A 12,102-nucleotide genomic window follows, 5' to 3' on the forward strand; every position below is an offset into this window, starting at 1 on the left:
GGTCCCAGGGGTGGTGCGCGGCGCGCTCGGCGACGGCGGCGGCCAGCGGCGGCGGGAGCCAGCCGGCGGCCGGGCGCCCGCCGAGTTCGCCGGCCAGGTCGGCGGCCGTGGGGCGCAGCAGCGGGTCGGGGTCCAGGCACGCCTGGACGACTTCCAGGAGGCTGCGCGGCACATCGGCGAGATCGGCCGGATCGTGGGGTGAGCGGCCGGTCGCCGCATATCCGAGGGTGCGGCCCAGCGCGAGGACGTCGGCGGCCCGGTCGCCGCCGGGAGCGGCGCGCGCGGTGTCGGCGAGCCGTGGACCGTCCGCCGCCAGCAGGACGTTGCCGGGGTGCGGGGCACCGTGGGTGAGGCCCGCCGTGTGCAGGGCGTCCAGGGCGCCGGCCAGCAGGCCGCCGAGGACGCGGACGCTCTCCCGGGGCAGCGGCCCGTACCCGGTGACGGCCTCGCTCAGGGCCGGGCCCGGCTCGAAGGCGTAGGCCTCCCAGGTCCCGTCGAGGTCGGTGCCGCCGCCGAGGTACCGGACCAGGCACGGGTGGTGCGGCGGCCGGACGGGGGCGGTCCGGTGGCGGCCGGGGCGGTGGAGGATCTTGAGGGCCAGCGGCGTGCCGCCGACCGAGCGGGCCAGATAGACCCGTCCGGTGCTGCCCTCCCCCAGCCGCCCGAGCAGGCGGTGGCCGCCGATGCGCGGCGGGTCGGACGGTCGAAGCGGCTCCATCGGCCGCGGCCCCTTTCCTGTGTGCGCCTCAGCGCGGCGCGCTCTCCACCCCGGCGGGCAGCGGTTCCCCGGCCCGGGTGACGGCCCACCCGGCGGCGCGGGGGGCGTGACCCGCGGTGCTCCGGACGGCGACGGTGACGGTGACGGCCACCGGGCGGCGCCGGGCGAGGCGCCGAAGGCGGCGGTCGGAACCGCCGAGCCGGTGGCCGCTGTCCCGGCCGCTCCCGTGGTGCGGGGCTTCCACCCGGACGGGGCCCCGGGCGGCGGCCGGAGCCCGCCTCGTCTCCGGCCGGGCGAGGCGCGCGTCGGCGCGCGGACGCTGTGCGGGGCGGCGCGGTCCGGGGGCGCGGCGGTCCGGGAGCGGGGCCGGCGCCGCCCCGCGCGGCGCCCTCCAGCGATGACGCAACCCTTCGCCCTCCCCCACTCGGCCGACCGAGGCGGCATCACCTTAGCGTTTCGGACCGTGAACCGGGAGTGGCCCCGGTGGCCCGCGCAGCGCAGACTGGGGCCATGGAGAGCACACTGCGCACGGAGTACTCGCTGGCGACGGTGTATCTGGACACGGCGAGCCACGGGGTGTTGCCGGCCCGCACGGCGCGGGCCCTGCGGGCGGCGGTCGACGCGATGGCGACGGGCCGCACCGATCAGGCGGCGGGGTTCGCGAAGATGGAGGAGGCACGGCGCGCGTACGGGCGGATCGCGGGCATCGACCCGGCGCGGGTGGCGGTGGGGTCGAGCGTGGCGGCGCACGCGGGCACGGTGGCCCGATCGCTGCGGCCGGGAGCCGAGGTGGTGTGTGCGCGGGACGAGTTCTCCTCGCTGGTGAACCCGTTCCACGCCCGGGGGGACCTGATGGTGCGTGAGGTGCCGCTGGAGAAGCTGGCGGAGGCGGTGGGGGCCGGGACGGCGCTGGTGGCGGTGAGCGCGGTGCAGTCGCTGGACGGCCGGGTGGCGGATCTGCGGGCGGTACGGGAGGCGGCGCGGGCGCACGGGGCGCGGGTGCTGGTGGACAGCACGCAGGCGCTGGGCTGGCTGCCGCTGTCGGCGGCCGGCTTCGACTACACGGTGTGCGACGCGTACAAGTGGCTGCTGGGTCCGCGCGGGGTGTCCTTTCTGACGCTGCCCGCCGACGGGGGTGATCTGGTGCCGGCCGGTCCCGGCTGGCTGACGGCGCGCGATCCGTGGGCGACGTGTTACGGGGCGGTGCGGGACCCGGCGCCGGACGCGCGCCGGTTCGACGACAGTTTCGCGCTGCTGCCGGGGATCGGCGCGGCGGCCTCGCTCACCCTGGTGGAGGAGGTGGGGACCGACGCGATCGCGGCGCACGACGGGGCGCTGGCGCGGCGGTTCCGGGAGGGGGTGGCGCGGCTGGGGTACGAGCCGGTGGCCGGGGAGTCGCCGATCGTGTCGGTGCCGGGGCTCGGGGAGGCGACGGCGGGTGCGCTGGCCGGGCGGGGGGTGCGGGTGTCGGCGCGCGGCGGGCGGCTGCGGGCGTCCTTCCATCTGTACAACACGGTCGCGGACGTGGACCGGCTGCTGGAGGCGCTGCCGGTGGCCGGGCGCGGCTGAGCGGCGGTCAGGTGCCGGTGGCGGCCCGGAGGGCGGTGCGGCACAGCCGGTCGGCTTCACGGGTGGTCTCGGGCAGCCGGTAGCGGCGGGCGAGGCCGAGGACGTGGGCGCAGGCGGTGGGCAGGGTGACGCGGTGGCCGGTGGAGACGAACAGCGGTTTGACGCCGGGCTGGGTGCTCAGCGCGCGGCCGACTTCCTCGCTCCCGTCCAGCAGGGGTGACCAGGCGCCGCGTTCGGCGGCGGGCGGCGCGTAGCGGAAGGTGAAGGGGTTCTTGGCGACGCCGATGGACGGCAGGCCGGTGAGGACACCCAGGTGGGCGGCGAGGCCGAAGCGGCGCGGGTGGGCGATGCCGTACCCGTCGCAGACGACCAGGTCGGGAGGGGTGGCCAGGCGGCCGAGGGCGTCCAGGACGGCGGGCAGTTCGCGGTAGGCGAGCAGCCCGGGGCGGTACGGGAAGGGGACGGGGCCGGTGGCGGTGGCCCGCTCGCGCACCCGGAGGGTGACCGCGTCCAGGGTGACGGCGGCGGCGGCCACGATGCCGCGCGCGTCGTCGTAGGCCACGTCCACCCCCGCCACCGTGGCGGGGGCGCCGGGTGCGGGTCCTGTGTCGTCCGGGGCGATGCGCTCGCGCAGCGTCAGCTGCCGGGCGACGGCCTCGGCCTCGGTGGCGGGGGTGGTGTGGGTCAGCGGCATCGGCGGTCCGGGGGCCGGTGGGCTCAGCCCAGGTCGACGGAGGGGTAGAGCGGGTGCTTGGTGAGCAGGTCGGCGGAGCGGGCCCGCACCTGCTCGGCGACGCCGTCGGCGAGGGTGTAGGCGGCCTTGGAGGGCTTGCCGTTCTTGGCGGTGCCGGGGGTGGTGGCGGAGAGCACGGTGTGGATGAGGTCGGCGACCTCGTCCATGCCGTCGGTGTCCACGCCGCGGGTGGTGAGCGCGGGGGTGCCGACCCGGATGCCGGAGGTGTACCAGGCGCCGTTGGGGTCGCGCGGGACGGCGTTGCGGTTGGTGACGATCCCGGCGTCCAGCAGGGCGGCCTCGGCCTGACGGCCGGTCAGGCCGTAGCCGGAGACGTCGATGAGCGCGAGGTGGTTGTCGGTGCCGCCGGTGACCAGGGTGCCGCCGCGCCGCGACAGGCCCTCGGCGAGGGCGTGCGCGTTCTCCACGACCTGGCGGGCGTAGTCGCGGAAGGCGGGCTGCCGGGCCTCGGCGAGGGCGACGGCCTTGGCGGCCATGACGTGCGGCAGCGGGCCGCCGAGCACCATGGGGCAGCCGCGGTCGACCTGGTCGGCGAGGGAGTCGTCGCACAGCACCATGCCGCCGCGCGGGCCGCGCAGGGACTTGTGGGTGGTGGTGGTGACGATCTGGGCGTGCGGCACCGGGTCGAAGTCACCGGTGAGGACCTTGCCCGCGACCAGACCGGCGAAGTGCGCCATGTCGACCATGAGGGTGGCGCCGACCTCGTCGGCGATCTCGCGCATGGTGGCGAAGTTGACCAGCCGGGGGTAGGCCGAGTAGCCGGCGATGAGGATGAGCGGGCGGAACTCGCGGGCCGCGGCGCGGACGGCGGCGTAGTCCAGCAGGCCGGTGGCCGGGTCGGTGCCGTAGCTGCGCTGCTCGAACATCTTGCCGGAGATGTTGGGGCGGAAGCCGTGGGTGAGGTGGCCGCCGGCGTCCAGGGACATGCCGAGCATGCGCTGGTTGCCCAGGTCGCGGCGGAGGGCGGCCCAGTCCTCCTCGCTGAGGTCGTTCACCTGCCGGGCCGCGGCGCGCTCCAGGGCGGGGGCCTCGACGCGGGCGGCGAGGACGGCCCAGAAGGCGACGAGGTTGGCGTCGATGCCGGAGTGCGGCTGGACGTAGGCGTGGCGGGCGCCGAAGAGTTCGCGGGCGTGCTCGGCGGCGATGGACTCGACGGTGTCGACGTTCTTGCAGCCGGCGTAGAAGCGGCGGCCGATGGTGCCTTCGGCGTACTTGTCGCTGAACCAGTTGCCCATGGCCAGCAGGGTGGCCGGGGAGGCGTAGTTCTCCGAGGCGATGAGCTTGAGCGAGGAGCGCTGGTCCTCGACCTCGGCGCCGATGGCGTCCGCGATGCGGGGCTCGACGCCGCGCACCACCTCGATGGCGCTGCGGAAGGCGGTCGATTCCGTGCTGGGCTGGGTGGTCATACGGGGGCCTCCTGGACGGATGTCGCGGTGGCCCAGGCGCACGGCTCTCGTGATCGCGTGACGGCGAGGCCGCTCCCCGATGGTTGTCCATCCCGACGCGCCAGTCACGGCCCGCGACGAGCCTAGCACTCGCGGATCGGGCCGTGCTGGGGCACGGTGGGAGGAGCGATACGTCCGCCGTGCCCCAGGGAGGCAGTTGTGTCCGATCACATCTATCGGGTGACGGAGATCGTGGGGTCCTCGCCCGAGGGCCTGGACGCGGCGATCCGCAACGGGATCGGCCGGGCGTCCAGGACCCTGCGCCATCTGGACTGGTTCGAGGTGACCGAGGTCCGCGGGCACATCGTCGACGGCGCGATCGAGCACTACCAGGTGGGCCTCAAGGTGGGCTTCCGGCTGGACGGCGACGAGGACGCGGCGGACGGGGCGGGCTGAGCGCTCACAGGTGGCCCGGCGCACCGCCCTCGGCCTGGGCCCGGTGGGCGGCGAGGGAGCCGGCCAGCAGTTCACCGTCGAGCAGGTTGCCGTCGGTGAGGCGGGCCACGGAGGAGTAGGCGCTGAGGATGGCCTTGGTGGTCCGCAGGGCGGTGCCGGGGCGGCGCAGCAGCGGCCGGACCCAGGCGTCGATGACGCCGTCGAGTTCGGCTTCGGGGACGACCTTGTGCAGGACCGCCAGTTCGCGGGCGGTGGCGGCGTCGAAGCTCTCGCCGGTGAGGATGAGTTCGCGGGTGCGGGCCGCGCCGGATTCGTGGAGCATGCGGGGCAGGGCGCCGCCCCAGGCGACGGGGAGTCCGACCGCCAGTTCGGGCAGCCGGAAGCGGGCGGTGTCGGCCCCGGCGCGCAGGTCGCAGAAGACGGCGAGGGCGAGGCCGGCGCCGATCGCGCGGCCGTGCACCCGGGCGATGGTGACCGCGGTGGTCGAGGCGAGGGAGTCGCACACCCGGCGGGTCTTGCTGCTCAGCGCGCGCATGGCGGCGCCGGTGGGGTCCTGGGCCATCAGGCGGTCGAACTCGCTGCGGTCGGCGCCGACGCAGAAGTCCTCGCCGGTCGCGGCGAGGGTGAGGACCCGGATCTCGGGATGGTCGTGGGTGAACTCCAGGACCGACAGGAGTTCGTCGAGCACTTCCTCGGTCACGAGGTTGCCGTTGTGGGGGGTGTTGAGGTGGACGCTCACCACCGCGCCCTCACGCTTGACCAGCAGGCTGGTGAAATCACTGGACATCCGTAAGCTCCTGTTCATCAGCCGGTGGTCACAGGCAGGGCGGTGTAGTGCCGGAAGGCGACCCGCGGTTCCCACTGGGGCTGGGCGCTGACCCGCAGCGTCGGGAAGCGGCGGATGACGGCGGACAGCAGCAGCTGGGCCTCCATCCGGGCCATGCCGGCGCCGATGCAGTAGTGGATCCCGCCGCCGAAGGCGAGGTGCGAGAGGTGTCCGCCCTCGCGGCGGATGTCGAAGGTGTCGGGGTCGGTGGTGCGCGCCGGGTCGCGGTTGGCGGAGGCGATCAGGGTGTGGACGAGTTCGTCGCGGGCGATGGGGACGCCGCCGACGACCATGTCGCGGGCCGCGGCGCGGGTGGTCACATGGACCGGCGGGTCGAACCGCAGGACCTCTTCGACGGCCCGCGGGACCTCGTGGGGGTTCTCCAGCAGCCAGGCGCGCTGGTCGGGGTGCTGGTCGAGGGTCCACACCAGGTTGGACAGCAGGGTGGAGGTGGTCTCCAGGGCCGCGCCGACGATGAACATCACCAGGAGGTAGACGTGGTGATCGGCGCTCTCGCGGTCCGGTTCCAATTCGTCCCAGGTGCGGATCCACCCGGATATGACGTCGTCTCCGGGGTTTTCCCGGCGATCCTTCACCAGATTGGTGAAGTACTCCCGCATTCCCAGCATTCCGACATTTGCGGTGGCAAGCTGACTGGGGGTCGGCAGCAGTTCCTGCGCGTAGATATGAGCGTGGCTCAGGGAACGCACGAGGGCGTAATCGGCACGGGGAATGCCGAGCCAGTGGCCCATCGCGGCGATGGTGAGTTCCTCGCTGACGAGAACGGAGAAATCGGCCTCGCCCTCCTCGCGTATGCGTTCTTCGAGGGTGTCGAGGAGTTCTTCGACGGTGGCCGCTATCGGCGTGCGCAGCTTTTCCAGGGTGCGCCGGTCGAATATGTTGCCGATGGATCGGCGGGCCCGGGTGTGCTCGGGGGGATTCAGGCCCTGCAGCACCGTGCTCAACTCCGTGGCGGAGGGCGCCCCCCAGCGCCCGTCCGCCCGACGGGTCCGCCATTGGTCATCGAGAGCCCGCCAGGACTTCTGATCACGGAGAACTTTGTCGCACAGTTCATAGGAGGTGAACAACTGCGCCCCCCAGGGGGCCGGAACAACCTCTCCCATCTCCCGGATCTCGTTGATGATGGGATAGGGATCAGCCTGTCCGCGCGCATTGCGAAGCCGCGAAATCAGTGAGACGACAGAACGTGGATTGATTACCGCGTTGCGCTCGGAATGTGCCACGAACACTCCTATGTGGTGCACTAATGGGCCACTTCATTCATGCCGGCCGCACTCCGAGGAGGCGGCCGACATGACCGGTGACACCATTACCCCCACCCATAGTCATCTACTCATATGTCACATGAATAGTCACATGTTGCCTGCATCACACTCGCCACCAGGACAGGAAGGAACTCCACAGACCGCCCTTGGCGGCCGGCTGTCCCGATGCTTTGCCCTGCGCGGGCGCCCCGTGCTCGGCACCGGCGCTCTGCCGCTGCCGGCGCACCGGGGTGAAGCGGGTGGGCAGGGTGCTCAGCGCCCGGTGGACGGCGCCCTGACGGAACTGCAGGCTCTCCACGGGCACGGCCAGTTCGATGTCCGGCAGCTGGTTGAGCAGCCGTTCGATGGCGCCGACCGCGATCAGCGAGGCGGAGTCCTTGGCCGGGCAGGCGTGCGGTCCCGCCCCCCAGGCGAGGTGGGCGCGCCGGCTGACCACCTGGGACCCGGAGACGGCCGGGTCGGTGTTGGCGCCTGCGAAGCTGATCACGACCGGGTCGTTCGCGCGCAGCGGCACCCCGCCCAGGTCGACGTCGCGGACCGGGAAGTGGGTGGCGTAGTTGGCGATCGGCGGATCGTTCCACAGCACCTCGGTGAGGGCGTCCTCGACGAGCAGCCCGCCGCCGCCGATGCCGCCGAAATACCGCTCGTCGGAGAGCATCAGCATCAGACCGGCGGCGATGAGGTTCCGCTCGGCCTCGATCCCGGCTCCGAGGGTGACGGCCAGCTGGTGGGCTATCTCCTCGTCGTTGAGCTGGGAGGGGTGCTCGATCATCCAGGTGGTGACGTCGTCCCCGGGGTTCTTGCGCTTCTCCACGGAGAGCGCGTAGAGGGTCTGGGACAGCACCTCGTTCGCCTCCACCGCGTCACCGGTGCCGTCGAACATCGTGGTGAAGCCGTGGATGAGGTTGTCGCCGATCTCCGGCGGGCAGCCGAAGAACTCGTTGAACACCAGGAACGTGAGTTCCTTGGCGTACTCGTTGAGCAGGTCCACGCTGCCCCGGTGGCTGAACTGGTTCACCAGGTAGGTGGAGACCTTCTCCACCGTCCGGTTGACCCGGTAGGCGTCCAGCCGGGCGAGGCTGTCGGCGACCGGCGGGCGCAGCCTGACGTGCTGGGCGCCGTCCGCGAACAGGGCGTTGGGCCGGTAGCCCATCAGCGCCATGATCGGGTGGTCGGGGCTGAGGGTGCCCTCGTTCAGGGCGCGCCAGCGGCGCGCGTCCCGGACGAAGGTGTCGGGGTTCTGGAGCACGTGCAGAGCCGCCGAGTAGTCCGTGACGAGCGTGGCGTCCACGCCGGGCGCCAGCTCGACCGGACCGGCCGGCCCGAAGTCGCGCAGATAGTCATAAAAGGCATGCGGGTTGGCCGCGAACTCGGGCCCGTACAGGGGTACGCGTTCCACCCCCTGCTGCTCGCCACCGCCATCGCCCTGATGAGCGGGGCAACCGGGCGGCGGGCCGTCAAATCTCGGCTGGGGTTCCATCGATACTCCTAGCTGGAACGATTCTGTAGATAACGCACCAGTGCCACCAGCGCGTTGGCCGACGACTTCTCGTCGCGGGCGTCGCACGTGACGATGGGCGTCTCCGGCAACAGGTCGAGCGCTTCGCGCAGTTCGTCGTCGGAGCGGTTGGGCTGGCCGTCGAACCGGTTCACCGCGATCGCGAACGGGATGCCGTACTTCTCGACCAGGTCCATGACGGCGAAGGACTCCTCCAGGCGCTCGGGGTCCACCAGCACCAGCGCGCCCAGCGCGCCACGGCTCATGTCCTCCCACACCTGGACGAAGCGCTGCTGGCCCGGGGTGCCGAACAGGTAGAGCACCAGACGCTCGCTGAGGGTGAGCCGGCCGAAGTCCATCGCCACCGTGGTGGTGGTCTTCCCGCGCACCCCCTTGAGATCGTCGATCTCCGCGCCCGCCTGCGTCATCGTCTCCTCGGTGCGCAGCGGGGGGATTTCGGAGAGGGTGCCGATGAATGTCGTCTTGCCCACGGCGAAATGACCGACCACCAGGATTTTCGCGGCAATCTGCACACTTTCCTGGAGGTGGACGCCCTTACCCGAAACGTGCTTGGAGTCCATTGAGCACCTCCTGCAGAACCTGGACATCGGTCAGATGGGCACGCGGGATCGGGGCCCGCATCATGATGCGCCCCTCCTCCGCGAGATCGGAGAGCAGAACCTTGATGATGCCGACCGGCAGATCAAGATGGCCGGCGATTTCGGCCACCGAGAGATAACCGCCTTCGCACAGCTCCATCACACTGCGCTTCTCCGGATCGAGGGGACCGTTGCCGGTGCCGCCCTCGGTTGCCGTCACCAGGGTGATCAGTTCGAACCGATCGCTCTGGGGCAGCCCCCGCCCGTTGGTGATGACATACGGACGCACTAAATCGGCGGTCTCCGCCGGCAGATCGTCTGGAACATCGCTCATGTGGGGATACCCGAATCCTCCCGGGGCGGCGTCGACAGCGCCTTGCCCAACTGGTTCACCAGCTGCTGCATGCGGAAGGTGATGTCCTGCATGTCGACCTGCGGCGAAGCGGACACCGCGAGATAGGCGCCCTCACCCGCCGAGATGAGGAAGACCCAGCCGCCGTCGAACTCCACGACGGTCTGCCGCCACCGCATGGCGCCGTCCCCGCCGAAGCCGGCCACGGTACGGCTGAGGGACTGCATACCGCTCATCGCCGCCGCGATGGTGTCGGCCTCGTCCTTGGGCACGTCCCGGGAGCGGGCCATGAGCAGACCGTCGGCCGAGACCAGCAGCGCATGCCGGGCCTCGGGCACCTCCAGAGCGCTCTCCAGCATCCAAGAGAGATCGTGATTCACTGCTGCTCGGGTCCTTCCGTGGTGGGACCGGTGGTACGGCCGGACTGGGTGCCCCGCTGGAAGGCACCCATGATCGATGCGGTCTCTTCACTGGAGCGGTTCGGTGCGACCGGCGTACGCGACTCCGGCTGCACGATGGACATCCCGCGCCGCCGGCGCTTGGGCAGGCCGCCCGCGGTCGTCCCCGTGACGGGGGGCGCCGCCTGACCGGGCCCGGCGTTCTCGACGGTCGGCGTGGGCTCCGGCTCCGGCATGGTGGTAAGCAGCTCCTGGGGGAGAAGGACTACCGCGCGCACACCACCGTAGGGGGAGGAGGAGTCGACGGAGACGTTGAACCCGTACCGTGCGGCGAGCACACCGATCACCGCGAAGCCGAACTGGGGCGGATTGCCCAGCTCGTTGACCCCGGGCGGGGTGTCCCCGGACAGCAGCCGGGCGGCCCGGCTCTTCTCCTCCTCGTTCATGCCGACGCCCGCGTCGTCGATCATCACGATGACGCCCTTGGGCACCGTACGGATGTTGATCTCGATCGTGGTCTCGGGGGACGAGTAGCTGGTCGCGTTGTCCAGCAGCTCGGCCAGGGCGAGGGCCACCGGCTCCACCGCCCGGCTGACCACCGCGAAGTTGGTCTGCGAGCGCACCTCGACCCGCGTGTAGTGCCGGATGCGCCCCTTGGCGCTGCGCACCACGTCGTACACGGAGGCCACCGCACGGGAGCGGCCCAGCCAGCCGTCGCACAGCACCGCGATGGACTGCGCACGCCGGCCGAACTGCGAGTTCATGTGGTCGATCTCCAGGAGGTCCTGGAGAATGTGCAGGTCTCCGTACTTCTCCTGCACCTTGGAGATGGACAGCTGCTGTTCGTTGGCCAGACCCTGGAGGGTCCGCATGGCCGCCTTCAGCGCCGTCTTGGTGCCTTCCTCGGCACGGCTCTCCGCCTCGGCAACGGCCGCGGCGAACGAGCCCTCCAACTCGGCGTGGCGCGTGGCCAGCTGTTCGTTCTCTTCGCGTAGCTTTGCTCTCGCTTTACGTCCGCGATAAATCACGGTCGCGGCGAGAGGAGTTCCGGCGATCAAACCCCAGACCGCTGGATCCTGTAGTGACGTCATGAGATTCTCTTTAAGCTAGACCGCATCTATTCGCTTCCTGGCACAGTTCTTTCACAAGAGAAGAACTGGCTTCACATGTAATCCTCAATCGACCGTGGCGCGGACGGCGTCGTCGATGCGGTGCGAGTCGGCAGACCCGCGGCAGCCTTGAGGGTTACCGGCACTCAGCCTGGCGCACACCACATAACGGCTGGTCAGGAGGCCGGTCGGACCCGGCCCCTGACGGCAGGGTTTGCCCTGCAGACGGCATAACGCTCCTCGGGGATGGCCCGCTCGGCTGATTTGCCTGATTGCCGTTCGCCATACGCGCCCACGGCTCGTTTGGCAAGCGCGGTGATCGTATCATCAGCAACACGGCTGACGCTTCTCACCAGGCCATCCCCCGAGTTTCCCTGACGTCCTTTCAGTGAACGTGCCCGCGCGGCCAATTGGACAACGTTGCCACGCCCCCGGGCTATCGGCCGGTAACGCCGGCCGCGGCGGCCAGTTCCGCCGTCGTCGGCGGATTCGCCCCGGTCCTGGTGCAGTTGATAGCGGCGGCCAGCGCACAGCGCGTCAGCACCTCGGTGAGCAGGGCGGGTTCACGCGGCACGGCCCCGTGCCGGGCGATGGCGTCCAGCAGCGCGGCCTGGAAGGTGTCCCCCGCGCCGATGGTGTCCACCACCGTGATCGCGGGAGCCGGTGCCCGCACCTCGGCCTCCGCCGTCACCGCGAGCCCCCCGTCCGGCCCGAGCGTCACCACCACCAGCTGCGGCCCGAGGGCCAGCAGGGCGCGGGCGGCGTCCCGCGGGGCGAGCCCCGGGTAGAGCCAGCCGAGATCCTCGTCACTGGCCTTGATCACATCGGCCACCCCGGCCAGCCGTTCGCAGGCCGCGCGGTACACGTCCCGGTCGGGCTGCACGGCCGGACGCACATTGAGGTCGGCGACCACCGTCGTCCCGGCCCGGCGCCGCTCCCGGCAGAGCGTCAGCACCCGGGAGGCGCCGGGCTCGACCACCACGGCCAGCGAACCGGTGTGCAGCACGGCGGTGTCCGCGGGCACCTCGATGGCGCGCGGGTCCCAGTCGGCGAGGAAGTCGTACCGGGCGCCGCCCTCCGCGTCCAGGTAGGCGAGCGCCACCATGGTGCGCTCGGAGTCGGCCGGCGCGCGGCGCACCTCCACCCCTATGC

12 protein-coding genes, 1 pseudogene and 1 riboswitch are annotated in these 12,102 nt (G+C 71.7%); of the genes and pseudogenes, 2 read left to right on the top strand and 11 right to left on the bottom strand.

All coding sequences use genetic code 11. The annotated features are described in order from the left end of the window. Positions 1-718 (bottom strand): annotated as a pseudogene (locus ACFV5N_RS16755) (serine/threonine protein kinase); the annotation flags it as partial. 510 nt (positions 719-1,228) lie between these two features. Between ACFV5N_RS16755 and ACFV5N_RS16760 the strand changes: the two are divergent. Continuing rightward, positions 1,229-2,287 (top strand): aminotransferase class V-fold PLP-dependent enzyme, encoded by a 1,059-nt coding sequence (locus ACFV5N_RS16760; protein ID WP_385599901.1) that lies wholly within the window; start codon positions 1,229-1,231, stop codon positions 2,285-2,287. A gap of 7 nt (positions 2,288-2,294) precedes the next feature. Here ACFV5N_RS16760 and ACFV5N_RS16765 read toward each other — a convergent pair whose 3' ends face one another. Both ACFV5N_RS16765 and ACFV5N_RS16770 read right to left on the bottom strand, forming a co-directional pair. Next, the gene (locus ACFV5N_RS16765; protein ID WP_385599903.1) at positions 2,295-2,981 is read right to left on the bottom strand and encodes an endonuclease V; all 687 of its coding nucleotides are present in this window, start codon (positions 2,979-2,981) and stop codon (positions 2,295-2,297) included. Positions 2,982-3,004: 23 nt separating this feature from the next. Further along, positions 3,005-4,447 carry a glycine hydroxymethyltransferase gene (locus ACFV5N_RS16770; protein ID WP_385599906.1) on the bottom strand — a complete coding sequence of 481 codons (1,443 nt, stop codon included), beginning with the start codon at positions 4,445-4,447 and terminating at the stop codon, positions 3,005-3,007. A 23-nt stretch (positions 4,448-4,470) separates the two neighbouring features. Continuing rightward, a riboswitch (ZMP/ZTP riboswitch) is annotated at positions 4,471-4,564 on the bottom strand. Between the two features lie 81 nt (positions 4,565-4,645). On the opposite strand from ACFV5N_RS16770, the gene ACFV5N_RS16775 reads away from it, so the two are divergent. Next, positions 4,646-4,882 (top strand): dodecin, encoded by a 237-nt coding sequence (locus ACFV5N_RS16775; RefSeq protein ID WP_385599909.1) that lies wholly within the window; start codon positions 4,646-4,648, stop codon positions 4,880-4,882. Positions 4,883-4,886: 4 nt separating this feature from the next. On the opposite strand, the gene ACFV5N_RS16780 is transcribed toward ACFV5N_RS16775, so the two are convergent. From ACFV5N_RS16780 to ACFV5N_RS16815, 8 genes are all read right to left on the bottom strand, one after another. Beyond that, the gene (locus tag ACFV5N_RS16780; protein ID WP_385599912.1) at positions 4,887-5,669 is read right to left on the bottom strand and encodes an enoyl-CoA hydratase/isomerase family protein; all 783 of its coding nucleotides are present in this window, start codon (positions 5,667-5,669) and stop codon (positions 4,887-4,889) included. Positions 5,670-5,686: 17 nt separating this feature from the next. Continuing rightward, positions 5,687-6,664, bottom strand: coding sequence for a cytochrome P450 (locus ACFV5N_RS16785; protein WP_385599915.1), 978 nt, complete (start codon positions 6,662-6,664; stop codon positions 5,687-5,689). A gap of 433 nt (positions 6,665-7,097) precedes the next feature. Then, a complete protein-coding gene (locus tag ACFV5N_RS16790; protein ID WP_385599918.1) occupies positions 7,098-8,474 on the bottom strand; it encodes a cytochrome P450 in 1,377 nt (458 codons plus the stop codon). 8 nt (positions 8,475-8,482) lie between these two features. Continuing rightward, on the bottom strand, positions 8,483-9,073 hold the full coding sequence (locus ACFV5N_RS16795) for an ATP/GTP-binding protein (RefSeq protein WP_385599921.1): 591 nt from the start codon (positions 9,071-9,073) through the stop codon (positions 8,483-8,485). Next, positions 9,048-9,425, bottom strand: coding sequence for a DUF742 domain-containing protein (locus tag ACFV5N_RS16800; protein ID WP_385599924.1), 378 nt, complete (start codon positions 9,423-9,425; stop codon positions 9,048-9,050). The genes ACFV5N_RS16795 and ACFV5N_RS16800 overlap by 26 nt, the downstream gene beginning before the upstream one ends. Beyond that, complete coding sequence (locus ACFV5N_RS16805; protein WP_385599926.1) at positions 9,422-9,823, bottom strand: roadblock/LC7 domain-containing protein; 402 nt, start codon at positions 9,821-9,823, stop codon at positions 9,422-9,424. The genes ACFV5N_RS16800 and ACFV5N_RS16805 overlap by 4 nt, the downstream gene beginning before the upstream one ends. After that, the gene (locus ACFV5N_RS16810; RefSeq protein WP_385599929.1) at positions 9,820-10,932 is read right to left on the bottom strand and encodes an ATP-binding protein; all 1,113 of its coding nucleotides are present in this window, start codon (positions 10,930-10,932) and stop codon (positions 9,820-9,822) included. The genes ACFV5N_RS16805 and ACFV5N_RS16810 overlap by 4 nt, the downstream gene beginning before the upstream one ends. A gap of 454 nt (positions 10,933-11,386) precedes the next feature. Next, on the bottom strand, positions 11,387-12,102 hold a 716-nt coding region (locus tag ACFV5N_RS16815), incomplete at its 5' end, for a PfkB family carbohydrate kinase (RefSeq protein ID WP_385599931.1).

The sequence above is a fragment of the Streptomyces sp. NPDC059853 genome, assembly GCF_042731495.1.
Taxonomy (GTDB): domain Bacteria; phylum Actinomycetota; class Actinomycetes; order Streptomycetales; family Streptomycetaceae; genus Streptomyces.

Coding starts and splice junctions, on each gene's coding strand:
- ACFV5N_RS16770 (WP_385599906.1), bottom strand. CDS start 4,447: ATGACCACCCAGCCCAGCACGGAATCGACCGCCTTCCGCAGCGCCATC.
- ACFV5N_RS16760 (WP_385599901.1), top strand. CDS start 1,229: ATGGAGAGCACACTGCGCACGGAGTACTCGCTGGCGACGGTGTATCTG.
- ACFV5N_RS16800 (WP_385599924.1), bottom strand. CDS start 9,425: ATGAGCGATGTTCCAGACGATCTGCCGGCGGAGACCGCCGATTTAGTG.
- ACFV5N_RS16810 (WP_385599929.1), bottom strand. CDS start 10,932: ATGACGTCACTACAGGATCCAGCGGTCTGGGGTTTGATCGCCGGAACT.
- ACFV5N_RS16765 (WP_385599903.1), bottom strand. CDS start 2,981: ATGCCGCTGACCCACACCACCCCCGCCACCGAGGCCGAGGCCGTCGCC.
- ACFV5N_RS16790 (WP_385599918.1), bottom strand. CDS start 8,474: ATGGAACCCCAGCCGAGATTTGACGGCCCGCCGCCCGGTTGCCCCGCT.
- ACFV5N_RS16795 (WP_385599921.1), bottom strand. CDS start 9,073: ATGGACTCCAAGCACGTTTCGGGTAAGGGCGTCCACCTCCAGGAAAGT.
- ACFV5N_RS16780 (WP_385599912.1), bottom strand. CDS start 5,669: ATGTCCAGTGATTTCACCAGCCTGCTGGTCAAGCGTGAGGGCGCGGTG.